The organism is Massilia sp. Masssp93 (assembly GCF_059491295.1).
Map to the genome: position 1 here is coordinate 5159417 of NZ_CP168502.1, position 23346 is coordinate 5182762.

Annotated in this window: 20 protein-coding genes and 1 tRNA gene; 9 read left to right on the forward strand and 12 right to left on the reverse strand. The window is 63.8% G+C overall.

From position 1 onward, the window contains the following. Positions 1-74: 74 nt before the first annotated feature. The 3 genes from ACEN9Q_RS21290 (at position 75) to ACEN9Q_RS21300 (ending at position 2146) form a co-directional block, all read left to right on the forward strand. Positions 75-1162, forward strand: a protein-coding gene (locus ACEN9Q_RS21290; protein ID WP_495625953.1) for an IS3 family transposase whose coding sequence is annotated in 2 segments (ribosomal slippage) — positions 75-327 and positions 327-1162 — 1089 coding nt in all. Because the reading frame shifts where the segments join, the coding sequence is not laid out codon by codon here. Between the two features lie 225 nt (positions 1163-1387). Continuing rightward, positions 1388-1696: a hypothetical protein gene (locus tag ACEN9Q_RS21295; RefSeq protein WP_495625954.1), complete on the forward strand. Its 309-nt coding sequence runs from the start codon at positions 1388-1390 to the stop codon at positions 1694-1696. After that, positions 1697-2146, forward strand: coding sequence for a hypothetical protein (locus ACEN9Q_RS21300; protein WP_495625955.1), 450 nt, complete (start codon positions 1697-1699; stop codon positions 2144-2146). A 6-nt stretch (positions 2147-2152) separates the two neighbouring features. Here the strand turns inward: ACEN9Q_RS21300 and ACEN9Q_RS21305 are convergent, their stop codons facing one another. The 8 genes from ACEN9Q_RS21305 to ybiB form a co-directional block, all read right to left on the reverse strand. Continuing rightward, the gene (locus ACEN9Q_RS21305) at positions 2153-2620 is read right to left on the reverse strand and encodes a hypothetical protein (protein WP_495625956.1); all 468 of its coding nucleotides are present in this window, start codon (positions 2618-2620) and stop codon (positions 2153-2155) included. Between the two features lie 169 nt (positions 2621-2789). Continuing rightward, a tRNA-Ile gene (locus ACEN9Q_RS21310) sits at positions 2790-2868 on the reverse strand. Positions 2869-2979: 111 nt separating this feature from the next. Beyond that, complete coding sequence (gene rpoD / locus ACEN9Q_RS21315; protein ID WP_056441195.1) at positions 2980-5190, reverse strand: RNA polymerase sigma factor RpoD; 2211 nt, start codon at positions 5188-5190, stop codon at positions 2980-2982. 269 nt (positions 5191-5459) lie between these two features. Beyond that, complete coding sequence (dnaG, locus tag ACEN9Q_RS21320) at positions 5460-7262, reverse strand: DNA primase (RefSeq protein ID WP_495625957.1); 1803 nt, start codon at positions 7260-7262, stop codon at positions 5460-5462. Positions 7263-7423: 161 nt separating this feature from the next. Further along, entirely contained in the window at positions 7424-7873 is a 450-nt protein-coding gene (locus ACEN9Q_RS21325) for a GatB/YqeY domain-containing protein (protein ID WP_495625958.1), read from the reverse strand. A gap of 129 nt (positions 7874-8002) precedes the next feature. Beyond that, on the reverse strand, positions 8003-8215 hold the full coding sequence (rpsU, locus tag ACEN9Q_RS21330; protein WP_005665410.1) for a 30S ribosomal protein S21: 213 nt from the start codon (positions 8213-8215) through the stop codon (positions 8003-8005). 105 nt (positions 8216-8320) lie between these two features. After that, positions 8321-9532 (reverse strand): BaiN/RdsA family NAD(P)/FAD-dependent oxidoreductase, encoded by a 1212-nt coding sequence (locus ACEN9Q_RS21335; RefSeq protein WP_495625959.1) that lies wholly within the window; start codon positions 9530-9532, stop codon positions 8321-8323. Between the two features lie 141 nt (positions 9533-9673). Then, positions 9674-10645 (reverse strand): DNA-binding protein YbiB, encoded by a 972-nt coding sequence (gene ybiB / locus ACEN9Q_RS21340; protein WP_495625960.1) that lies wholly within the window; start codon positions 10643-10645, stop codon positions 9674-9676. 123 nt (positions 10646-10768) lie between these two features. Between ybiB and ACEN9Q_RS21345 the strand changes: the two genes are divergently transcribed. Beyond that, positions 10769-11827: a 3-deoxy-7-phosphoheptulonate synthase gene (locus ACEN9Q_RS21345; protein WP_495628978.1), complete on the forward strand. Its 1059-nt coding sequence runs from the start codon at positions 10769-10771 to the stop codon at positions 11825-11827. 259 nt (positions 11828-12086) lie between these two features. Here ACEN9Q_RS21345 and ACEN9Q_RS21350 read toward each other — a convergent pair whose 3' ends face one another. After that, positions 12087-13448 carry a tetratricopeptide repeat protein gene (locus ACEN9Q_RS21350; protein WP_495625961.1) on the reverse strand — a complete coding sequence of 454 codons (1362 nt, stop codon included), beginning with the start codon at positions 13446-13448 and terminating at the stop codon, positions 12087-12089. A gap of 114 nt (positions 13449-13562) precedes the next feature. Here ACEN9Q_RS21350 and tsaD point away from each other — a divergent pair, with 114 nt between their 5' ends. After that, positions 13563-14600, forward strand: a complete 1038-nt coding sequence (gene tsaD, locus ACEN9Q_RS21355; RefSeq protein WP_495625962.1) for a tRNA (adenosine(37)-N6)-threonylcarbamoyltransferase complex transferase subunit TsaD — start codon at positions 13563-13565, stop codon at positions 14598-14600. A gap of 170 nt (positions 14601-14770) precedes the next feature. After that, entirely contained in the window at positions 14771-15616 is an 846-nt protein-coding gene (locus ACEN9Q_RS21360) for an endonuclease/exonuclease/phosphatase family protein (RefSeq protein WP_495625963.1), read from the forward strand. An 18-nt stretch (positions 15617-15634) separates the two neighbouring features. Here ACEN9Q_RS21360 and ACEN9Q_RS21365 read toward each other — a convergent pair whose 3' ends face one another. The 3 genes from ACEN9Q_RS21365 to ybaK form a co-directional block, all read right to left on the reverse strand. Beyond that, on the reverse strand, positions 15635-16315 hold the full coding sequence (locus tag ACEN9Q_RS21365) for a DsbA family oxidoreductase (protein WP_056441220.1): 681 nt from the start codon (positions 16313-16315) through the stop codon (positions 15635-15637). Positions 16316-16459: 144 nt separating this feature from the next. After that, the gene (plsY, locus tag ACEN9Q_RS21370; RefSeq protein WP_056441221.1) at positions 16460-17101 is read right to left on the reverse strand and encodes a glycerol-3-phosphate 1-O-acyltransferase PlsY; all 642 of its coding nucleotides are present in this window, start codon (positions 17099-17101) and stop codon (positions 16460-16462) included. A 97-nt stretch (positions 17102-17198) separates the two neighbouring features. Then, the gene (gene ybaK, locus ACEN9Q_RS21375; RefSeq protein WP_056441225.1) at positions 17199-17690 is read right to left on the reverse strand and encodes a Cys-tRNA(Pro) deacylase; all 492 of its coding nucleotides are present in this window, start codon (positions 17688-17690) and stop codon (positions 17199-17201) included. 38 nt (positions 17691-17728) lie between these two features. On the opposite strand from ybaK, the gene ACEN9Q_RS21380 reads away from it, so the two are divergent. From ACEN9Q_RS21380 to ACEN9Q_RS21390, 3 genes are all read left to right on the forward strand, one after another. Next, on the forward strand, positions 17729-18700 hold the full coding sequence (locus ACEN9Q_RS21380) for an endonuclease/exonuclease/phosphatase family protein (RefSeq protein ID WP_056441228.1): 972 nt from the start codon (positions 17729-17731) through the stop codon (positions 18698-18700). A 268-nt stretch (positions 18701-18968) separates the two neighbouring features. Then, a complete protein-coding gene (locus ACEN9Q_RS21385; RefSeq protein ID WP_495625964.1) occupies positions 18969-20198 on the forward strand; it encodes an efflux RND transporter periplasmic adaptor subunit in 1230 nt (409 codons plus the stop codon). 4 nt (positions 20199-20202) lie between these two features. Continuing rightward, the gene (locus tag ACEN9Q_RS21390) at positions 20203-23301 is read left to right on the forward strand and encodes an efflux RND transporter permease subunit (RefSeq protein WP_495625965.1); all 3099 of its coding nucleotides are present in this window, start codon (positions 20203-20205) and stop codon (positions 23299-23301) included. The last annotated feature ends 45 nt before the right edge of the window (positions 23302-23346 follow it).

Below are 23346 nucleotides of genomic sequence, written 5' to 3' on the forward strand. Positions count from 1 at the left end.
CTGGAGTGGGTAATCCCCCCGCAAAAAGAGCGCGTTTGGAAGTAGAATTTTCTACCTAAGACAGAAAGCTCTACATGAAGACATCCCGATTTACCGACAGCCAGATCATCGCCATCCTCAAGCAAGCCGAAGCCGGCAGCCCTGTACCGGAGCTGTGCCGCGAGCACGGAATCAGCAACGCCACGTTCTACAAATGGCGCGCCAAGTACGGCGGGATGGACGCGTCGCTCATGGCGCGCATGAAGGAGCTCGAGGACGAAAATCGGCGACTGAAGAAAATGTATGCCGAAGAACGTCTGAAGGCCGAGATCGTTGCCGAGGCGCTGACAAAAAAGTGGTAGCGCCATCTCAGCGGCGAGAGATGACGCAGTGGGCCGTGGCACAGCGGTCAGCCACGATTAACCTGGCATGTCGGGCGTTTGGCATCAGTCAGACCTGCTACCGCTACAAGGCAAAGCTGGACGCGGAAAACGCCATCATTGCTGATTGGCTGGTTCGGCTAACGAACAACCAGCGCAACTGGGGCTTCGGTCTGTGCTTCCTGTACCTGCGCAACGTCAAAGACTTCAAGTGGAACCACAATAGGGTCTACAGGATTTATCGAGAACTCGAGCTGAATCTGCGGATCAAGCCGCGCCATCGCCTAGTACGCGAGAAGCCGTTGCCGTTGGCTGTGCCGACCGCAATCAACCAATGCTGGTCGATGGACTTCATGCATGACCAACTCGCCGACGGACGCAGCATCCGGCTGTTCAACGTCATCGATGACTTCAATCGGGAAGGCCTGGGAATCGAGGTCGACTTCTCGCTGCCCGCCGAACGTGTCATCAGATCACTGGACCGGATTATCGAATGGCGCGGCAAATCGGAGGCGATCCGTTGCGACAACGGCCCTGAGTACATCAGCGCCGTGACCTTGGCGTGGGCCGCCAAACGCGGCATCCGCATCGATTTCATCCAGTCAGGCCAACCTCAGCAAAATGCTTACGTCGAACGTTACATCAGGACCGTACGCTACGATTGGCTGGCGCACCACCTCTTTGAAACGCTCGACGAAATCCAGGAATTTGCCACTCATTGGCTGTGGACCTACAATCACGACCGGCCCAATATGGCATTCGGCGGCATCACACCAAAACAGAAACTTGCCCTTGCCGCTTAACCTCTACTTTTAGAACGTTCTAAAAACGGGGGATTACCGGAGGAGACTTACATATCGTACGGGAATTTCCGTGGCTTTCCGCATACAATTGCAAACGGCACATGTGACGAAATAGGTTGGAATCCAGACGATTACATTGCACGCGACAACAAATTTCAATGCAGCGAACTGCACTGATTCAGCTGCTTACTTTGTATTATATAAACGGGGGGGGTATCGAGAATTATGGACCACGGCATTGCACAAAGCGATGCGATCGCTGCGAGCAAAGCTGTCAACGGCGGGGGAAGCCATATCGAAAATCTGAACGGTCTGGATTGCCGGCTCCAGAGTATCCTCTTTTTGCGAGATACTCTGCTCGACCGGATTGCGGATGCGACATCGGAAACCATAACGTTCGACTGGAGAAGAAATAGTGAAAAAGAACCGACTGAGGAACCGGACTCGCACGGTCACCGAAAAAAAAGGTTTTTTCTGAGAATTCCTTCTTGGAAAATTTTCGTTCCGCTTAACAAACAGAGACCAGATGCTTAAATGAATAAACTATATGCGTTTTGTGTTGCGATCCTTGGGACAAGCATAGTGCACGCTGAAGTGCAGGTGGAAGAATCGTGCTGGACCCATGCGGCACGAAGTGGTTCGGACAAGCGGATTCAATTTATTCTGAAGGCGTATACGGATACAGATCTCGGCAAGGAAGTTGGCGCGGTCGTGCAATATGTAGGATCGAAGGGCACGATGCCATTGGTGCTCACGAATTTCGTGAAAACGGGCATGGAGGACGATCCAGATGCCGGAAATTACGAGCTTACCCGAGTTGAGGTAATCGACGGGAAGATTGGCGGCGAATATGTTTTTGCTCAGATTGGCTCTGGGATCAAGCAAGGCAGGATGGTCACGTACAGGAGATCCAAGACTGCAAAACCAATAACGTTCTATCGCTCTTCCGATGGAGATGGGGGATGTGGATTTAAAGTTAACTGAACCCGGTTAAATGGTGAAGGGTTTAGTCAGGTAGCCATCCGGAGTCACGTGGTACTCCGTCGGCTTAGCCTTCCTCTTGGCGTCGACCTTGCGCACGAAGAGGCTGCTTCCCTTGACTGTAATCGTCGGCCACATACCGTCGCCGCAGTAGCTGTCCACGTCTTTCACCACATCAGGCTTACCGACAGCGGGGAACGACACCAGCAGCCACGACTGGCACTGTGCGGAGGTCGCGGCCGAGACCAGCACCACGTCGTGCCCTGCGACATCGAACTTGACCGGGTACTGTTCGGAGTCAAAGGAGAAGCCAATGACTTCGTGGTCGACGTAGAAGGGCTTACCGTCCAGCGTCAACGCGGCTTCGTAGATTGCACCGGTAGAGGCCAGTGTCCCGGCTTTGGTCTTGATGGAGTCGGCGGCGAATGCCGACATGGAGAGGGCCAGGCAGGCCAGCAGTGCGAGAATGCGTTTCATGCTATTCCTATGTGTGAGTTGTAGTAGAAAACCCGCTCATGGCGAGTCGTTTGACCAGAAAACTCCCAAACCGGGTTACACAGCGGCTACATGGAGCGATGAGCGGAGGTAGAAAAGGAAAAGGGTTACGCACTCAATCACGCAACCCTTTGTTTTCATTACTTTATTCTGGTAGGCCTCCCCGGAGTCGAACCGGGCACCAACGGATTATGAGTCCGCTGCTCTAACCAGGCATGAGCTAGAGGCCCGAAACTGGTACATCCGAAGACGCTAAAAACTCGCCACTCGCGGACGGCACCTGCGTGCCGGATTGTCCGAAGTGGCGAGAGGATATTGTTTTAGCGTGGGTCCGTCAAGCCTCAGCCGCTGTTGTTCTCGAGGAAGCTCTTCAGCTTGTCGGAACGCGACGGGTGGCGCAGCTTGCGCAGCGCCTTCGCTTCGATCTGGCGGATACGCTCGCGGGTGACGTCGAATTGCTTGCCGACCTCCTCCAGCGTGTGGTCGGTCGACATTTCGATGCCGAAGCGCATGCGCAGCACCTTCGCTTCACGCGGCGTCAGCGAGTCGAGCACGTCCTTCACCACACCGCGCATCGAGGCATGCAGCGCGGCGTCAGAAGGCGCCAGCGTGTTGTTGTCCTCGATAAAGTCGCCCAGATGCGAGTCGTCGTCGTCGCCGATCGGCGTTTCCATCGAAATCGGCTCTTTCGCGATCTTCATGATCTTCCGGATCTTGTCTTCCGGCATTTCCATCTTGATCGCGAGGGTTGCAGGGTCCGGCTCGGCGCCCGTTTCCTGCAGAATCTGGCGCGAGATCCGGTTCATCTTGTTGATCGTTTCGATCATGTGCACCGGAATACGGATCGTGCGCGCCTGGTCCGCGATCGAACGGGTAATGGCCTGACGGATCCACCACGTGGCGTACGTCGAGAATTTATAACCGCGGCGATATTCGAACTTGTCCACTGCCTTCATCAGGCCGATATTGCCTTCCTGGATCAGGTCGAGGAATTGCAGGCCGCGGTTCGTGTACTTTTTCGCGATCGAAATGACCAGACGCAAGTTTGCTTCCGTCATTTCGCGCTTGGCCTTGCGCGCCTTCATTTCACCGGCCGCCATCTGGCGGTTGATGTTGCGCAGGTCCGGCAGCGGCAGGACGACGCGGGCTTGCAGGTCGATCAGGCGCTGCTGCAGTTCCTTGATCGTCGGGATATTGCGGCCGAGGATGGCGCTGTAGGCGTGGCCGGCGTTCACTTCGCCGTCGACCCATTCGAGGTTCGTCTCGTTGCCCGGGAAGACCTTGATGAAGTGGGCGCGCGGCATGCCGCAGCGGTTCACGGCCACGTCCAGGATCTGCTTCTCGATGTGACGCACTTCGTCGACCTGGCCGCGCAGGGTATCGCACAGCTTCTCGACGACCTTGGCGGTGAAGCGGATGCCGAGCAGTTCGTTCGAGATCGATTCCTGGGCCTTGATATAGCCGTCGGAGTTGTAGCCCTGCTTTTCGTAGGCCTTGCGCATCTTGTCGAACTGCTGTTCGATGATGCTGAATTTTTCGAGGGCCGAGTTCTTCAGCTGCTCGAGCTGTTCGGCGGAATAACCGGCGGCGCCGGAATTGGCGTTCGCCTCTTCTTCCTCTTCCTCTTCTTCCTCTTCGCCGTCGTCTTCCTCGTCGTCGTCGGCGTCGGTCGCGGCCGGGGCGACGGCGCTCGGCGACGTCGCTTCGTCTTCGTCCGGGTCGACCATGCCGTCGACGATTTCGTCGATCTTGATCTCGTCCTGCTCGATGCGGCGCGCCGCATCGATGATTTCGGCGATCGTCACCGGGCAGGCGGAGATCGCCTGGATCATGTCGCGCAGGCCGTCCTCGATGCGTTTGGCGATCTCGATCTCGCCCTCGCGGGTCAGCAGCTCGACGGAGCCCATCTCGCGCATGTACATGCGGACGGGGTCGGTGGTGCGGCCGAAATCGGAATCGACGGTCGACAGCGCCGCTTCGGCGGCAGCCTCGGCTTCGTCGTCGCTCGTGACGGTGGCGACATTATCGGACAGCAGCAGCGTTTCGGCATCTGGGGCGTGCTCGTAGACGGCAATGCCCATGTCGTTGAACGTGCCGATGATGCCTTCGATTGCTTCCGGATCGACGATGTTGTCCGGCAGATGGTCGTTGATCTCGGAATACGTGAGGAAGCCGCGCTCCTTGCCCGATTTGATCAGGGCCTTGAGCTTCTGGCGGCGGATTTCCAGTTCCTCTTCGCTCGCTTCCGTGTCCGACGAGAACGCATCTTTCAGCAGCGCCTTTTCCTTGGCCTTGCGGTCCTTGGCCTTGGCCTTGTCGACGGCTTTCAGCTCGGCGCGCTCGACCGCGTTCAGGGCGGCAACTTCGTCATTCTCGGGGGTGAATTCCTTGGGCTTGCGGCCACGCCGGCCTGGCACCTTGACGGCCGGCAGCACGTAGCCCGACGTGTCGATCGCGGCGAGGGCTTCCGCGTCGGTCGTCTGGTTGACTGGGGCGACACCCGCAACGCGAGCTTCCGCCTTGTCTTGAGAATTGTCCACTTTAGCGGACATCCTGGTGGATTTGGTAGCCACTTTGGGTTCGGGTTTCTTGGTTGGCACAGGCGCTTTCGAAGTCACAACGACCACTTTACTATGGTTAAAGATAAAGTTTTGTTACCTTACATCACGCTGCAGGCACAAATCTGTTGCCCAGCTAACTGAAACACCCCGCACGGATTGATACGAAAAATCGTTTCAATGCTTGCAATAGTTAGCGTTTTATTATAGCACGCGCCCCTATACTTTCCAGTCGAGAACGCCGGCATGGCGACCGTCGTCCGTCAGGCGAATTTCGCAGGGGTGTCGTTTGCTGCTTCCCGGGCCAAGAGGTCCTGCTGAGCTGTGATTTCGCGATAGCGGGCACTCACCTGATCTGGGGTCAATCCAGAAGAAAACAACTGGTTCAACTCCTGTTTCAATACGTCCATCTTGACTTGCCTCACAGCACTTGTCAGCCATACGCGGTCGCTGTCGATATCCGATTCGGGTTCCACCGCGATCGACGCAATCAGGTTGTCGTACTCGCTGCTCGTTTCCTTCAACTGCTCGGACAACGCGGCGAACGTACCGTTCGCCCCCAATTCCTGCGCCATCGCCACGAGCTGGCGCAAGCGCTCGGCCTGCTCGACGCCGAAATGATCAAACGCGCGCAGCGCCGATTCATCCAGCCCCAATGCCAGCGCCGGATGCGCGACGAGGATGCGCGACATCTGCAATTCCAGGCCGACCGGTTCCGGCCGTCCCTGGCGCGGCGGTGCCTTGCGCGCAACCGCAACCGGCTTGGACAACTCGAACAACGCTTCGATCTCCGCCGGCGTTGACTCGGTGAGGTTCGCCAGGCCGCGCACGATCTGCAGGCGCAGGGCCGTCGGCGTCATCGATTGCAGCAGCGGTTTCGCATCGAACTGGACGCGCGCCCGGCCTTCCGGCGTATCGAGATCGTGTTCCGTCGTCACCTCGCGCAGCAGGAATTGCGACAGCGGCATCGCTTCGTTGATTTCCTGGGCGAACGCGTCCGCGCCGAATTCGCGCACATAGCTGTCCGGATCGTGTTCTTGCGGCAAGAACAGGAACCTGATCGTCTTGTTGTCCGTTACCTGGGGCAAACAGGCTTCCAGCGCACGGCGGGCGGCGCGGCGGCCGGCCTTGTCGCCGTCGAAACTGAAGATGACATTGTCCGTCTGGCGCAGCAGCTTTTGCACGTGGGTACTGGTACAAGCCGTGCCGAGCGTTGCCACGGCTTGCGGGAAGCCGAGCTGGGCCAGGGCGACGACGTCCATATAACCTTCCGTCACCAGCACATAGCCGGCGTCGCGGATCGCCTGGCGCGCCTCGAACAGGCCGTATAACTCGTGACCTTTCTGGAACAGCGGCGTTTCCGGGGAGTTCAGGTACTTCGGCTCGCCGCCGTCGAGCACCCGGCCGCCGAAGCCGATCACCTGCCCTTTCGTGTTTCGGATCGGGAACATGATCCGTTCGCGGAAACGGTCGTACCGCTTCTTATTGCTGCCATCCTCGTCGACTTTATCGATGACGAGTCCGGATTCGACGAGCGCCAGCGCGTCGTAATCGCGGAAGACCGAGCGCAGGTTGTCCCAGCCGCCGGGCGCATAGCCGAGGCCGAAGCGGGCGGCCACTTCGCCCGTCAGGCCGCGGCCTTTTAGATAGGCAATGGCGTTCGGCGCGGCGCGCAACTGGGCGCGGTAGAAGTCGCAGGCCTGGTTCAACGCGTCCGACAGGGCCAGCGTCTGCGCCTGCTGGGCGGCGCGCTGGGCCGGCGGGATCTTGTCGTCGGCCTGGGGTACCACCATGCCGACGCTTTGCGCCAGGTCCTTGACGGCGTCGACGAAACCCATGCCCGAATATTCGATCATGAAGCCGATGGCGGTGCCATGGGCGCCGCAGCCGAAACAGTGATAAAACTGCTTGGTCGGGCTGACCGTAAAACTGGGGGATTTTTCGTTGTGAAACGGACAGAGCCCCATGTAATTGGCGCCGCCCTTTTTCAACTGCACGTAACGCCCCACCACGTCGACGATGTCAACGCGATTGAGCAAGTCGGTAATGAATGATTGCGGAATCACTTGATCTAACAGTATTTGTCTCAGGTCAGACTATACCGCAGGGCTCGTTACAAGTTGATTTGCAACAATGCAACATGGCGTTGCCGCTCCGGTGCATCAAAAACAGACACGGCCGTGGCAACGATGCCGCAGCCTTGTACAAGCATCAACCTGCGCAGGCATCAAGCGCCAGCGAGGGCTTTCTTGACCTGGGCCGAAACGGCCGTCATGTCGGCACGGCCGGCCAGTTTCGGTTTCAGGATGCCCATCACCTTGCCCATGTCCTGCGGACCGGCGGCGCCCGATGCGGCGACCGCGGCAGCCACTTCGGCGGCGACTTCTTCATCCGACAGGCCGGCCGGCATATACGCCGCCAGCACGGTCAATTCGGACTGTTCCTTGTCAGCCAGATCCTGGCGACCACCACCTTCGAACTGGCTGATCGAATCCTTGCGCTGCTTGATCATCTTCTCGACGATGGCCACCACCTGCGCGTCATCCAGCTCGATGCGCTCGTCCACTTCCTTGCGCTTGATCTCGGCGATCAAGAGACGGATGGTGGAAAGGCGCTCGCTGTCCTTGGCGCGCATCGCGGCTTTCATGTCGTCGGTGATTTGGTCTTTCAGGCTCATGGAAACTCCATTCGATAGGGGCAAAAGGCAAAACCCGCTGCGGCACAACCGGAGCGGGCTTCGTCGAATTCAGGCCTTGCAAAGCCGGGACTGGCAATCGGCCGTCACCGGGTCAGGCGTGAACGTAAATCAGTACAGCTTCTTCGGCAGTTGCTGGCTGCGGATGCGCTTGTAGTGACGCTTCACGGCAGCTGCCAGCTTGCGCTTGCGCTCTGCAGTCGGCTTCTCGTAGAACTCGCGAGCGCGCAGTTCCGTCAGCAGACCGGTTTTTTCGATAGTGCGCTTGAAGCGACGCATAGCGACTTCGAACGGCTCGTTTTCTTTAAGGCGGATAGTGGTCATGTAAAAATGAAACCGTTGGATTTAGGGAAGAACGAAATTCTAACAGCTTTTCAAGATCTGTGCGAAGTTTTTCATCAGTGTGTTTGTTGCCACATCGCAGCAGTTTCACTCGATCGCCCCACCCGCCGCGACGCCGGAAGCCCATGCCCACTGGAAATTATATCCGCCGAGCCAGCCCGTGACGTCGACCGTCTCGCCAATGAAATACAGGCCCGGAATATTGTTCGCCATCATGGTCTGCTGCGACAATTCGCGCGTGTCGACGCCGCCCAGCGTCACCTCGGCCTTCTTATAACCTTCCGATCCGGTCGGCACGATGGCCCAGCGGTTGATCGCATCGCCCAGCTTGCGCAATTTCGCATCTGCCATGTCGGGCAGGCGCGCATCCAGCGCGAAACCGTTGCCGAGCACCAGTCCCTCCGCCAGGCGGGTGGGCAGCCATTGCGACAAGACATTGCCCAGCTGCTTTTTCACTGTCGTCTTCATGCCGATCAGTTCTTCCGCCACATCCATTTCCGGCAGCAGGTTCAGCACGATGGGCGTGCCCGGCTGCCAGTAGCTGGAGATTTGCAGGATGGCCGGGCCGGACAGGCCGCGGTGCGTGAACAATAAATCTTCGCGGAAATATCCGTACTTCGAATTTTTCCCTTTTTTCGAACCGGTGACGACGTCGACTTCGAGCGCGATGCCGGCCAGCGGCACGAACGGTTGCCAGCTGGGGCCGTCGAACGTCAGCGGCACGAGGCCCGGGCGCGTCTCGACGATCTTCAGGTCGAAGTGCTTCGCGATGCGGTAGCCCAGGTCGGTGGCGCCGATCTTCGGGATCGACAGGCCACCCGTTGCGACCACGACATTGCTGGCGAGGATGGGTTCGCCATCCGCGTCGATGCGGAAGCCGTCAGCGCTCCGCGTGACGCCGGCCACCTTGCACGGCATGCGCCAGTGGACGCCGCCCGCGTCGCATTCGGCCTTGAGCATCGCGATGATCTGTTCGGACGAGTCGTCGCAGAACAGCTGGCCGCGGTGCTTTTCGTGGTACGCGATGCGGTGCTTCTTGACGAGCGCGAGGAAATCGTGGGGCGTGTAGCGCGACAGCGCGCTGCGGCAGAAATGCGGATTCTCGGACAGGAAATTCTGCGGGCCGGCGTTGATGTTGGTGAAGTTGCAGCGGCCGCCGCCCGAGATGCGGATTTTTTCGGCGAGCTTGCCGGCGTGGTCGACCAGCAGGACGCGCTTGCCGCGCCGGGCCGCGGTGGCGGCGCACATCATGCCGGCGGCGCCGGCGCCGATGATCGCCACGTCGTAGTGTTTTGCCATGCCTCTTCCGTCAATGCTGCGCGCAAAAGGCGTGATTGTACGCGACGAACCGGGACAATCGTAGGGTGGGCTCTCAGAGCCCACGCGGATGTTTGCGGCATGTTGGCGTTACGCGTGGGCACAGGGTGCCCACCCTACCCGCTACCGCAATGCCCTGGCGACTTTCACGCATTGCGCCACCTGCGCCGCGATCGGCGGCGGCACGGGCTGTTCGCCCCGCAGCGCGCGCGCGATCCAGTCGGCGGTGGCGGCCGCGTCGCGGCCTTCCGGGGCCGGCGCCAGCTCGTCGGTCGGGGCGTCGCGCTCGACCAGCAGCGTCTTTTGGCCGGCGTGGAACCAGTTGATTTCCTGGGCGCGGTTGGCGTTCGCCACCGTCTCGCCTTCAGTGCCGCGCATGAGGAAGGCGTCGCCGCGCGGGTGCGGGGCGGCGGCCTGAAAATAGTCGGTCAGCATCGCCAGGTATTCCGGATGCGTGTACGACACGAGCCGCAGCGCCGGGCCCTCGAACGGTTGCAGGATCTTGACGAGGGTGTGCGTGGAATTGCGCACGCCGAGGATGCGGCGCAGCGACAGCTGGTGCGCCAGTTCCGGTGCCAGCCGTTCGATCGGCATGAAGCACGGTTTCTTGTCCGCGAAGGCGTCGAGCATGTCGGCCGTGGAACCGACGGGGCCGATGCCCATTTCGGCGAAGATCTCGGCCGTCGTCACCCGCCCCGGATCTTCCTGGACGCCATGCACGAGCACCGGCACCCCCTCGCGCGCAAGCAGCAGCGCCAGCAGCGGCGTCAGGTTGGCCAGCTTGCGCGCGCCGTTGTAGCTGGGGATCAGCACGGGCGCGAAGGCGCCGGGCGGCGCGGGCAACGGCGCGAACGAGGCTTCCGCCGCGTCCATGAAGCCGGCGATTTCTTCCACCGATTCGCCCTTGATGCGCATCGCGAGCAGGATGCCGCCCAGTTCCAGGTCGGACACCCGCCCGTCGAGTATCGCGCCGTAGAGCAGCTTCGCATCCTCGCGCGTCATGCTGCGCGCGCCCTTCACGCCGCGGCCGATCTCCTTGATGAAGCGGGCGGCGGCAAACGATTCCGGGTTCCCGGGTGTGGTGGTCGTATCCATGGATGACAGCATACCATCCCGCGCCGGCCCTCACCGATGCGAGTTTTTTGGGCAAGAGGGTGCAGGATGGCCGATTTCAGGCTAGACTCATTGATCCCTCAGGAACAAACAAGACTTGCCATGCTGATCACGCCCGATATCGAAAACACCAACGTCACCTCGTTCGCGACCATGCCGACGCCCAGCGCGCTGCACAAGAAACTGCCGCTGACGGACAAGGCCTTCACCACCGTGATGAAGGGCCGCGAGACCCTGCGCAACATCCTCGACCGCAAGGACAAGCGCCTGTTCGTCGTCGTCGGTCCCTGCTCGATCCACGACCCGGTCGCGGGCCTCGACTATGCGCGCCGCCTCAAGGCGCTGCAGGCCGAGGTGCAGGATACGATGGTGCTCGTGATGCGCGTGTATTTCGAAAAGCCGCGCACGACGACCGGCTGGAAGGGTTATATCAACGACCCGTTCATGGACGACTCGTTCCGCGTCGACGTCGGCATGGAGCGCGCGCGCCAGTTCCTGCTCGACGTGTGCGAGCTGGGCCTGCCGACCGCCACCGAGGCGCTCGACCCGATTTCTCCGCAATACCTGGGCGACCTGATCGCCTGGACCGCGATCGGCGCGCGCACGACGGAATCGCAGACGCACCGCGAGATGTCGTCCGGCCTGTCGACGCCCGTCGGCTTCAAGAACGGCACCGACGGCGACGTCAGCATCGCCGTCAACGCCGTGTTGTCCTCGTCCAGCCCGCACTCCTTCCTGGGCATCAACGACCAGGGCAGCGTGTCGATCGTGCGCACCAGCGGCAATGCCTATGGCCACGTCGTGCTGCGCGGCGGCGGCGGGCGCCCGAACTACGACTCGGTATCCGTCGCGATTGCCGAACAGGCGCTCAAGAAGGCCGGCCTGCCCGCGAACCTCGTCGTCGACTGCTCGCACGCCAACAGCTATAAAAAGCCGGAACTGCAGCCGCTCGTCATGTCGGACGTCATCCAGCAGATCAAGCACGGCAACCAGTCGCTCGTCGGCGTGATGATCGAGTCGAACATCGTCGGCGGCAGCCAGCCGATCCCGGGCGACCTGGCGCAGCTGAAGTACGGCTGCTCGGTCACGGACGGCTGCATCGCCTGGGACGACACGGAGGCCATGCTGCGCAGCGCGCACCAGGAATTGCTGCAGCGGGCGTGATGCCCTGGGGCCTTGCGCCCAAGTTCGGGATGCGCCGCGATCGCGCGCGCAACTTGGGTCCCCGCCTGCGCGGGGACGACGGGTTTCTACAAATGCATGAGGTAATTCGTCGTTCTGCAACTGCATGATGTAAATTCGTCGCTCTACAAGTGAGCGACGTAATTCGTCGTTCCTGCGCAGGCAGGAACCCAATTTTTGACTTATGGCCGCAGAACTTGGGTCCCCGCCTGCGCGGGGACGACGTTAACGCTGCCGGCATTTACGTCGGCCGCATCGGAGCCAGATCCGCGAGCGCTCCGGCGACGTCCCGGATCACCTCATCCCACGCGCCGTCGCGGCGCTGGCGGAACAGGCGCATCACGTGCGGATACCAGGGCGTGTCCGCGCGGTCCGCGAGCCAGCGCCAGTCCGTCTGCCACGCCGGCAGCAGCACCCAGCACGGTTTGCCGAGCGCCCCGGCCAGGTGGGCGCAGGCCGTATCGACCGTGATCACGAGATCCAGGCCGGCGATCAGCACGGCCGTGTCGGCAAAGTCCTCGATCGCCGGCGCCAGGTCGACCACACCTTCCTTTGCCTCGTCCTCGCCCGGCCCTTTCTGCAGGCTGAACCAGCGTACGCCGCGCACCCGCAGCAGCGGCGCCAGCGTCGCGAGACCGGGCAGCGAACGCGCGGCATCGTTCTCGAAGCGCGGATTGCCCTTCCACACGAGGCCTATCTTCATCTCGTCCGGCGCGGCCGCCAGCAGCGGCGCAAGGCGCGCGCTGCGTGCGCGGTCCGGCGCGAGGTAGGGCAGCGCGGCCGGCACCGTATCGACCGTCGTGCGGAAATGCTGCGGGAGGCTGAGCGGCGCGGCCCATACGTCCCAATCGGCGCGCTCGAACGACCGGTCGAGCGGAATGATCTCGTCCGCGCCGCGCAGGCTGCCGAACAGGGCGACCAGCCCCGGGTGGCACAGCACGCCCACGCGCGCGGCGCCGGCGGCCTTCAGTTGGTCGCAGTAGCGGCAGAACTGGATCATGTCGCCATGGCCGGCTTCCACGCCGACGAGGATGCGCCGCCCGGCCAGCGGCCCGCCGTCCCAGCGCGGCAGGCGCAGGTAATCCTGCATCGGCGCCAGCCAGTCGCGCGCTTCCAGGCGCAGCCAGCCTTCGTCCCAGCGGCCCTGGCGCAGCAGGACGTAGGCCAGGTTGAACGCGGCCTTGCGGTAATCCGGATCGAGCGCCAGCGCGCGGCGGTAGCAGGCTTCCGCGTCATCCTCGCGGCCGGCGGCGGCGAGCGCCATGCCGCGGTTCGACAGCAGCGCGGGCGACACCGGGACGAATGCCGGCACGGCATCGTAGACGGCCAGCGCGGCGTCGGCGCGGTGCCGCGCCGTGAGCATGGCGCCGAGGTTCAGGTACGTCTGCAACGCGTGCGGCGCGAGCGCGATGGCGCGGCGGTAGTGGGTCTCGGCGGCGTCGGCGTCGCCGCCGGCGGCGAGCGCGAAGGCGAGGTTGGCGTGGACGGCCGCCGCATCCGGATCGAGCGCCAGCGCGGCGCGCAGGGCATCCCGGGCGGCGGCATGGTCGCCCGCGTCGAGGTGCGCGCGGGCCGCGTGGAACAGGGATTCGGCGGGCGTCATGCGGAGGGCTGTGCTTGGCGGTGCTCGATTTTAGCCGATGCGAGGTACAATGGCGGATTGCGCGCCGCGAAGGCAGCGGCCATCTTGTCTTCCTCATACTGTTCCTGCTTGCCCATGATTGTCCTCGGCGTCGAATCCTCCTGCGATGAAACCGGCCTGGCTCTGTACGACACGGAGCGCGGCCTGCTGGCCCACGCACTGCACTCGCAGGTCGCGATGCATGAGGAGTACGGCGGCGTCGTGCCGGAACTGGCGTCGCGCGACCACATCCGGCGCGCCTTACCGCTGCTGGAACAGGTGCTCGCGCAGGCCGACCTGCCGCTGGAGCGCGTCGACGCCATCGCCTACACGCAGGGCCCGGGCCTGGCCGGCGCGCTGCTGGTCGGGTCGTCCGTCGCGTGCAGCCTCGCGCTCGCGCTGGACAAGCCGGTGCTGGGCGTGCACCACCTCGAAGGCCATCTGCTGTCGCCGCTCCTGGCCAGCGAGCGGCCGGAATTCCCGTTCGTCGCCCTGCTCGTCTCGGGCGGCCACACGCAGCTGATGCGCGTGGACGGCGTCGGCCGCTACACGCTGCTGGGCGAGACGCTGGACGACGCGGCCGGCGAAGCGTTCGACAAGTCGGCCAAGCTGCTGGGGCTCGGCTATCCGGGCGGTCCGGCGATCTCGCGCCTGGCGGAATTCGGCGATCCGGAAGCGTATAAACTGCCGCGCCCGATGCTGCACTCGAAGGACTTCAATTTCAGCTTCTCGGGCCTGAAAACGGCCGTGCTCACGGTCGTGAAGAACAGTGCTACCGACATCACCAACGTGTGCGAGCAGGACAAGGCCAACATCGCGCGCGGCTTCGTCGATGCCATCGTCGACGTGCTGACGGCGAAGTGCGTGCTGGCGCTCAAGCACACGGGCCTGAAGCGCCTCGTGATCGCCGGCGGCGTGGGCGCCAACCGCCAGCTGCGCGCGTCGCTGGACGCGGCGGCGGCCAAGAAACGGTTCAAGGTGTATTACCCGGAGCTGGAGTTCTGCACCGATAACGGCGCGATGATCGCGTTCGCGGGCGCGCTGCGGCTGGAGCGCAATCCGGAGGCGGCGCAGCGCGATTACGCATTCAATGTGCGGCCGCGCTGGCCGCTGGACGAGATCGAACCCGCCTGATACGGAAAGAGGCGGCCGGACGCCGGCGCGGCGACGCGCGCCGCTTCTGCCAGGCGGCCGTTCCGGACACTGTTCCGGTGAACTTGTTAGCTTGACATCGATCCTACCGTGTGACCGTCATTCTCCAAAGAATGGCAAACTCTGGCAGTTGAGTGTTACGGAGGTATCGAATGCGTGTGGTTAGCTGGAATATTCACTGGGGCTGTGGGAGGGACGGACGCATCCGCATCCACGCAATCATCGATGTGCTGCGCAAGCTGAATCCCGATGTGATCTGCCTGCAGGAAGTGGCTTCCAACCATCCGGAACTGGAAGGCAGTGCCAGCGCCAGCCAGTTCAAGCAGCTCGCCGGCGCGTTCGGCGGGTATCACATGATCGAGCAGGCGCCGAGCGAAATCTATCGCAACAATCTGCCTCGCCAATTCGGCAATATCCTGTTGTCCAAATTCCGCATCACCCAGGCGCAGCGCCACATGCTGCCGTGGCCCGTCGATCCGGAACACCCGTCCGGCATGCCGCGCGGGATGATCGAAACCGTGCTGGAAGCGCCCGGCGGCAAGCTGCGCCTGCTGACGACCCACCTCGAGTACTGTTCGCCCATGCAGCGCCGGGCACAGGTGCGGCGCATCCGCGAACTGCACGAGGAAACGTGCGCCCGGGCTGCCGTCTACCAGCCCGAGCCCGATCTCGAGCCGCCGTTCCAGCTCGGTTTCCGGCCCGGCACGGCCATCTACTGCGGCGATTTCAACTTCGGGCCCGACTCGGAAGACTATCGCGCCCTGCTGGCGCCCGCGCCGGCCGGCGCGCTCGGCCTGGTCGACGCGTGGCGGGTGCGCCACGGCGACATGGCGCGCGCGCCGACGGCCGGCCTGCACGGCTTCAAATGGCCCGAAAAGCCCGGCTGCTACGACTATTTTTTCGTCACCGAAGACCTGGCGGGACGCGTCGCCGACATGAGCGTGCAGTCCGAGACGTCGGCCTCGGACCACCAGCCCATCGTGCTGGATCTGAGCTGAGCTGAGCCGGGCGGGCGCTTACGCGGCCGGTTCCTCGTCCTGCTCGAGCTCCTCGTCCTGCTGCGCGATCTGGCGCAGCGCCTGCTCGAACACCTCGGGCGGCTGGCCGCCGGAAATCAGGTGGCGCTGGTTGATCACGATGGCGGGCACCGAGCGGATGCCGGCGCGCTGCCAGTAGTATTCGAGCTGGCGCACCTCGTCGGCATACGCGTTCGATTCCAGCACCTGGCGCGCGGCCTCGACGTCGAGCCCGACCTCGCCCGCCGCGCGCAGCAGCACGTCGTGCGCGCCCGGGTTCTCGCCTTGCGTGAAATACGCCTCGAACAGCTTTTCCTTGAGCGCCTGCTGGCGGCCCTGGCCTTCCGCCCAGTGCAGCAGCCGGTGCGCGTCGAAGGTGTTGTAGATGCGGCCGCGGCGGCTCATGTCGAAGGTGAAGCCGACGGCCTCGCCGCGCTGGCGGATCATCTCGCGCGACTGTTCCTGCTGGGCGGGCGTGGAACCGTATTTTTCGGCGATGTGTTCGAAGATGTCCTGGCCGTCGGGCCCCATGCCGGGATTGAGCTCGAAGGGCTGGAAGTGCATGTCGGCCGTAATCGCATCGGACACCCGCTCCAGTGCCTGCTCGAGCGATTTCAGCCCGATCACGCACCACGGGCACGACACATCCGACACGAAATCGATTCTCATCTGCTTGCTCACGTTTCACCGCCTTCCTGTTTTGTTTTCACTGACGCCACATCATGATTGCAGCGGATGGCATATGGTGACACATCGAACGAAAGGGAGCAGCGCGTCAAACAAATTCGTTAAATCGACAATCCGGGGTCAGAGCCCGGTTTTGGGCTATTTCTTTCGGGGAGTTGCCTTGGCCGCGGCGGCGGCCTTGGACTTGCTGCCGATGCGCGATTCCTTGCCGGCCAGCAGATTGCCGATGTTGCTGCCGTGACGGTACAGCAGCAGCAAGCTCATCGCGACGACGGCGAACAGTTTTTCGTCGGCGCCGAACAGGAGGCCGTAGTAGAACGGCGCGAAGATCGCCGCCACCAGCGCGGCCAGCGACGAGTAGCGGAACGCGTAGGCGACGACGAGCCACGTCACCAGCGTTGCCAGGCCGAGCCAGACGTTCAGGCCCAGCAGCACGCCCAGCGCCGTCGCCACGCCCTTGCCGCCGACGAAGCGGAAGAACACGGGCCACAGGTGGCCGAGGAAGACCGCGATGGCCACCAGGGCGACGCCGCCATCCTCGACGCCGAACCGGTCGCCGAAATGGATCGCCAGCCACACAGCCAGCCAGCCCTTGGCGCAATCGCCGGCGAGGGTCGCGATGGCCGCCTTCTTGCTGCCCGAACGCAGGACGTTGGTGGCGCCCGGGTTCTTCGAGCCGTAGGTACGCGGGTCGGCCAGGCCGAACAGGCGGCTCGCCACGACGGCGAAGGAAATCGAGCCGATCAGGTAGGCTGCGACGGTGAACAGAATTGTGTACATGAGTCTCTTTCTTATCCCAGGCCAGGCACCTGGCGCGCGTGAATATACACCATCGACCGAGCCCGGCGATAGTCGGGCAACGCCCCGGCGCGCGCCGTCAATCCGCCAGTGCGCAATGCACGGGCCGGGCTTTCAGGACGTCGACGAGCACAGCCGGATCGATTCCGACGAGGAAGCCGCGCCGTCCTCCATTGATATAGATCTTGTCCAGCTGCAGGATGCTGTCCTCGACATACACCGGCATCGCCTTGCGCACGCCGAACGGCGACGTGCCGCCGACCAGATAGCCGGAATGGCGCTGGGCGACGTCCGGCTTGCACGGTTCGACGGACTTGCACGGGATGGCGCGCGCCAGGTTCTTCGTCGAGACTTTACAGTCGCCATGCATGAGCACGATGAGGGGCCGCGCCGCCTCGTCCTGCATCACGAGGGTCTTGACGACGGCGTGTTCGACGACGCCCAGCTCGCGCGACGACACCGCCGTGCCGCCGTGTTCCTCATACTCGTAAGGGTGCTCCGAGAACGCGACGCCGTGCTTGCGCAGGAACTGGGTCGCCGGGGTTTCGGAGATATGCTCTTTCTTGGCCATGCGTGTTACGCTAAATGCAAACGGAGGAGTTGCTTATTATGCAGCAAGAGATTCGCTTTGCCACCTTCAACGTGTGTAACCTCGCTCCGCCGGGCGCCAGGCTGTACGACAACCTGGAACCGAGCACCTCCGAGGAGTACGAAGCGAAGATCGCCTGGACCGCGCACCAGATCGACATGCTCGGCGCCGATGTCATCGGTTTCCAGGAAGTGTTCTCCCAGGCCGCGCTGGCCGAGGCGCTGTCGCGCACGCGGCGCTTCCGCGATGCCCTGCACGTCGGGTTCGATCCCGATCCGGACGCCGACAAGCTGACGCCCAGCGTCGCCCTCGCCTCGCGCCTGCCGCTGGCGGACGCGCCCCGGCAGATGCCTTATTTCCCGCCCGGGATTGCGATGCCGCCCGGCAATCGCGATCCCGAACGCTTCACGCGCGCCCCGCTGCACACGGCGATCCAGCTGGCGCCCGATCTCGTCGCCGACGTGGTGGTCGTGCACCTCAAGTCGCGCCGTCCCGACTACCGCGCGGGCGACACGGGCGACGACCCGCAACTGTACGCGCTGGCGTCGCTGCGCTCGCTGATCCGGCGCGGCACGGAGGCCGCCGCGCTGCGCGTGCTGCTGACCCAGCTCGCGCACGAGCACCACCGGCCGCGCATCGTGCTGGGCGACTTCAACGACGTGGCCGACGCGGTCACGACCGGCATCGTGCTGGGCATCGGCGCGCCCAGCGGCGACCGTTTATATGACGCGTGCCAGTTGCAGGGCCGCCAGGACCTGCTGCGCCACGTCGGCTTTTCCAATGTGCATGATGGCTACCACACGACCATCGACCATATTCTCGTGTCGGCGGAATTCAATCGCGCCTTGCCGGGCGCGCTGGGCGAGGTCGTCGATGTCGTCTACCTGAACGACCATCTCGACCTCGGCTTGCCGGAGGCGTCGGATCATGGGCAGGTGCTGGCGCGGCTGCGCCTGTTCGAGCAGCCGGGAACGCCGACCGGCGACGGTTGAATGTTCGTGGGCTCAGGGAGCCCACCCTACAGCCGTAGGGACATCGTAGGGTGGGCACCCCGTGCCCACCATGCGCAGCCATCCGCGCGTCCGTCCCGGATTTTGCGCAGTTCAGCGTCCCTTTTGCACCGCTCGTCGCATTCCGATAGCGATTCGTCATCGCCAAACCTACCATGCTTTCATGCGCCGGGAGCTCCATCCTGCCCCGCAGGACGGAGCACTTGCGCTCTCCTTTCCGCTCGCGCTCACCACCACACGAAGAACAACCATGAAGATCGAGTCCCTGCCCCTGTCTGCCGAACAGCCCACCCCGCATGTCGCGCCGCGCCGTCGCACCAAGGTCATCGCGCTCACGCTGCTCGCCGTCGCGCTGGCAGGCGCCGGCGCCTACGCGCTGACGCATCGCGCCGCGCCGCCCGCGCAGGCGGCCGCGCCGGCGTCAAAGGCAGGCCCGGCGCCGGTGCAAGAGCTGTCGGCGCGCGACATCGCGCGCGTCGAGGCGCGCTCGCTGGCCGTCACGCTGCCGGTCACGGGCTCGTTGACGCCGCTGTCGCAGGCCACCGTCAAGTCGAAGGTGTCGGGCATCGTGCTGTCGACCGCGGTGCAGGAAGGCATGGAGGTCAAGGCCGGCCAGGTGATCGCGCAACTCGATCCCGCCGAGGCGCGCGCCCGCGTGGCCCAGCAGCAGGCCGTGCTGGCCGAGGCGCAGGCGCGACTGGCGCTGGCGAAGAAAAACATGAGCAACAGCGCGTCGCTGCTCAAGCAGAATTTCATCGCGCAGAACGCGTACGACACGTCCGCGAACGCCGTCGACCTGGCGCAGGCCGCCGTCGATTCCGCGCGCGCCCAGCTGGACCTCGCACGCATCGCGCTGGCCGACACCACGATCCACGCGCCGCTGTCGGGCGTCGTCAGCAAACGCCTCGCGCAGGCCGGCGAAAAGCTGGCGCCGGACAGCCCCGTGTTCGCGATCGTCGACCTGAAACACCTGACGCTCGACGCCCAGGTGCCGGCTTCCGACATCCCGCGCATCCACGTGGGCCAGGACGTGCAGTTCAGCGTCGACGGCTTCGACGGCCGCAACTTCGCGGGCAAAGTCGCGCGCATCAACCCGGCCACGGAAACGGGCTCGCGCGCCATGATCGTGTATGTGGACGTGGCGAATCCGGACGGCCTGCTGCGCGCCGGCATGTTCGCCAAGGGCACCATCGTCACCGAGAAATCGGCCCCGCATCCGCTGCTGCCGCTCGGCGCCATCCGCCGCGACAACGGCCGCGACGTCGTCTACCGCATCGACAACGGCAAGGTCGTCGTGCAGCCCGTGACGCTGGGCCTGCGCAACCAGGACGCGGGCCTCGTCGAAGCGCTCGACGGCGCCGCGGCCGGCATGACGGTGCTGGCCGTGCCGCTCGATGGCGTCAAGCCGGGCAACAGGGTCAAGCTGCCCGATGCCGCGACCGCAACCACCGACTCGACCGCCCCGGCACGGAAAGGCTGAAGCCATGTGGATCACCCGTACCAGTATCAAATACCCGGTCTTCGCCACGATGGTGATGGTCGGCCTGATGGTGCTCGGCCTGTTCGCGTACCGCGGCCTGGGCGTCGAGAGCATGCCGAACATCGAGATCCCGGCCGTCTTCATCGAGACGCAGTATCCGGGCGCCTCGCCGGAGCAGGTCGAGAATGACGTCACCCGTCCGATCGAGGAAGCGGCCAACACGGTCGGCGGCATCAAGACCATCCGCAGCACGTCGTGGGAAGGCCGGTCCGGCGTCGGCATCGAATTCCAGCTGACCGTCGACATGAACCGCGCCGTGCAGGACCTGCGCGACCGCATCGGCACCGTGCGCGGCGGCTTCCCGCGCGAAGTGAAGGAACCGGTCGTGTTCCGCGAGGAAGGCGAGAACACGCAGCCCGTGATCCTGCTGTCGCTGACGTCGAAGGAACGCAGCCTGCGCGACCTGTCGATGCTGACCGACCAGGTGATCGTCAAGCGCATCCAGGCCGTCGCCGGCGTGGGCCAGGTCCGCGTCAACGGCAAGCAGGACCGCCAGGTGCTGGTCGACATCCGCCCGGACCAGCTGCGCAGCCTGAACGTCGGCATCGACGAGGTGATGACCGCCATCACGGCGACCAATGCCAACCTGCCGGCCGGCCGCATCAGCCGCGGGGCGCGCGAGAACCTCGTGCGCATCGAAGGCAAGATGAAGGAAGCGGCCGACTTCAAGCGCATCGTCGTCGCCAACCGCACGGGCGGCCCGATCTACCTGGGCCAGGTGGCCGACATTTCGGACGGCGCCGCCGAGGAACAGTCGATCTCGCGCGTGAACGGCGAGCGTGCCGTCACGCTGGAGATCGCGAAGATCCAGGACGCCAACACGGTCCAGGTGGGCACGGGCGTGAAGGCCGCCATCGCCGCGATGAAGGACAGCCTGCCGAAGGACATCCAGTTCCGCATCCTGGACGACAAGGCGAAGAACGTGCAGGGCCAGCTCGACAACGTCAAGGAAACCATCGCCGAAGGCGCGATGCTGACGATGGTGATCGTGTTCCTGTTCCTGCACTCGTGGCGCAGCACCATCATCACCGGCCTGACGCTGCCGATCTCGGTGCTGGCCAGCTTCATCGCCATGAAGTACTTCGGCTTCACGCTGAACTTCCTCACGCTGATGGCGCTGTCGCTGTGCATCGGCCTGCTGATCGACGACGCCATCGTCGTGCGCGAAAACATCGTGCGCCACCTCGGCATGGGCAAGAACCACGTGCGCGCCGCGGAAGACGGCACCAACGAGATCGGCCTCGCCGTGATGGCGACGACGTTCGCCATCGTCGCCGTGTTCGTGCCGATCGCGTTCATGCAGGGCATCATCGGCCGCTTCTTCCTGCAGTTCGGGATCACCGTCGCCGTGGCCGTGCTGGTGTCGCTGTTCGTCAGCTTCACGCTCGACCCGATGCTGTCGTCCGTGTGGCCCGATCCGGTCAAGGACCGCTTCAAGTACGTGCCGTGGCTGGGCCGCCTGATGGCGCGCATCGAGCTCGGCATCGAGTGGCTGCACGGCGTGTACGCGAAGGTGCTGGCGCTCGCGCTCTCGTGGCGCAAATCGACCCTGCTGCTGGCCGTCGCGCTGTTCGCGGGCAGCCTGATGCTGGTGCCGAAGATCGGCGGCGAATTCGTGCCGCAGGTCGACGACGGCTTCATCCAGCTGCGCCTGAAGACGCCGATCGGCTCCAGCCTGGAATACTCGGACGCCAAGCTGCGCCAGGCCGAGGCCGCGCTGGCCGAGTTCAAGGAAATCGACAGCGTCTCGACGATCATCGGCTCGTGGGAAGGCCGCAACTACTCGCAGGTGAACGTCAAGCTGACGGACGTGCACAAGACGCACCGCCGCTCGCAGCAGGACATGGAAAAAGTCATCCGCGAGCGCCTGGAAAAAATCGCCGGCGTGTCGCTGACGGTCGGCCAGCGTCCCATCTTCATCGCCATCCTCGGCACCGACGAGGCCAAGCTGGACGCGGTCGCGCACACGCTGATGGACAAGATGCGCAAGATCCGCGGCGTGGCCGACATCGAGTACAGCCAGGAAGGCGCGAACCCGGCCACCATCGTGAAAATCAACCACGAGCTGGCGTCCGACCTGGGCCTCACCGTGCAGCAGATCGGCACGGCGCTGCGGCCGTTCGTCGCCGGCGACCAGACCAACCGCTGGCTCGCGCCGGACGGCCAGAACTACGAAGTCAACGTGCAGCTGCCGAAGTCGGGCCGCGAAAAGGTGGCCGACCTGGCCGACCTGTCGGTGGCGTCCTCCAAGCTGGATGCGATGGGCAACCCGATCATGGTGCCGCTGCGCCAGGTCGTGCAATTCATCCCGTCGACGAGCCCGCAGATGCTCAAGCGCCAGGCCCTGCAGCGCCGCGTGGCCGTCTACGCGGGCCTCAACGGCCGTCCGCTCGGCGACGTGATGGGCGAAGTGAACAAGGCGATGAAGGCCATGCAGCTGCCGGACGGCGTGCGCTTCGACGTCGGCGGCGACGCCCAGCAGATGGACGAGACGATGGCAGGCTTCGGCGTGGCGCTGGGCATCGCCGTGATCTTCATCTACCTCGTGCTGGCATCGCAGTTCGGCAGCTTCCTGCAGCCGATCGCGATCATGGTGTCGCTGCCGCTGTCGCTGATCGGCGTGCTCGTCGCGCTGCTCGTCACGAAGACGACGCTGAACATCTTTTCCGTCATCGGCGTCGTGATGCTGATGGGGCTCGTGACGAAGAACGCGATCCTGCTGGTGGACTTCGCCAACCACGGCCAGCGCGCCGGCCGCAACCAGTTCGACGCGCTGATGGAGGCTGGCCAGGTGCGCCTGCGCCCGATCCTGATGACGACGCTCGCGATGATCTTCGGCATGCTGCCGATGGCGATCGGCATGGGCGAAGGCGGCGAAACGCAGGCGCCGATGGGCCGCGCCGTGATCGGCGGCGTGATCACGTCGACCCTGCTCACGCTCGTCGTGGTGCCGGTGGCTTATACCTATCTCGACAGCCTGGGCAAGCGGGTGGCCGCGTGGTTCAAGAAAGGGCACGAGGAAGAAGCGGTCGCGACGCCGTAGGGTGGGCGCACCGTGCCCACGCGTGACGTGTGCGGTTTGTTGGCG

Excerpts from the sequence above, each read along its gene's own strand:
- ACEN9Q_RS21335 (WP_495625959.1), bottom strand. The coding sequence starts at position 9,532 with ATGGCAAAACACTACGACGTGGCGATCATCGGCGCCGGCGCCGCCGGC.
- ACEN9Q_RS21300 (WP_495625955.1), top strand. The coding sequence starts at position 1,697 with ATGAATAAACTATATGCGTTTTGTGTTGCGATCCTTGGGACAAGCATA.
- ybiB (WP_495625960.1), bottom strand. The coding sequence starts at position 10,645 with ATGGATACGACCACCACACCCGGGAACCCGGAATCGTTTGCCGCCGCC.
- ACEN9Q_RS21380 (WP_056441228.1), top strand. The coding sequence starts at position 17,729 with ATGCAGCAAGAGATTCGCTTTGCCACCTTCAACGTGTGTAACCTCGCT.
- tsaD (WP_495625962.1), top strand. The coding sequence starts at position 13,563 with ATGATTGTCCTCGGCGTCGAATCCTCCTGCGATGAAACCGGCCTGGCT.
- rpoD (WP_056441195.1), bottom strand. The coding sequence starts at position 5,190 with ATGTCCGCTAAAGTGGACAATTCTCAAGACAAGGCGGAAGCTCGCGTT.
- rpsU (WP_005665410.1), bottom strand. The coding sequence starts at position 8,215 with ATGACCACTATCCGCCTTAAAGAAAACGAGCCGTTCGAAGTCGCTATG.
- ACEN9Q_RS21385 (WP_495625964.1), top strand. The coding sequence starts at position 18,969 with ATGAAGATCGAGTCCCTGCCCCTGTCTGCCGAACAGCCCACCCCGCAT.
- plsY (WP_056441221.1), bottom strand. The coding sequence starts at position 17,101 with ATGTACACAATTCTGTTCACCGTCGCAGCCTACCTGATCGGCTCGATT.
- ybaK (WP_056441225.1), bottom strand. The coding sequence starts at position 17,690 with ATGGCCAAGAAAGAGCATATCTCCGAAACCCCGGCGACCCAGTTCCTG.
- ACEN9Q_RS21305 (WP_495625956.1), bottom strand. The coding sequence starts at position 2,620 with ATGAAACGCATTCTCGCACTGCTGGCCTGCCTGGCCCTCTCCATGTCG.
- ACEN9Q_RS21350 (WP_495625961.1), bottom strand. The coding sequence starts at position 13,448 with ATGACGCCCGCCGAATCCCTGTTCCACGCGGCCCGCGCGCACCTCGAC.
- ACEN9Q_RS21325 (WP_495625958.1), bottom strand. The coding sequence starts at position 7,873 with ATGAGCCTGAAAGACCAAATCACCGACGACATGAAAGCCGCGATGCGC.
- ACEN9Q_RS21295 (WP_495625954.1), top strand. The coding sequence starts at position 1,388 with ATGGACCACGGCATTGCACAAAGCGATGCGATCGCTGCGAGCAAAGCT.
- ACEN9Q_RS21390 (WP_495625965.1), top strand. The coding sequence starts at position 20,203 with ATGTGGATCACCCGTACCAGTATCAAATACCCGGTCTTCGCCACGATG.
- ACEN9Q_RS21360 (WP_495625963.1), top strand. The coding sequence starts at position 14,771 with ATGCGTGTGGTTAGCTGGAATATTCACTGGGGCTGTGGGAGGGACGGA.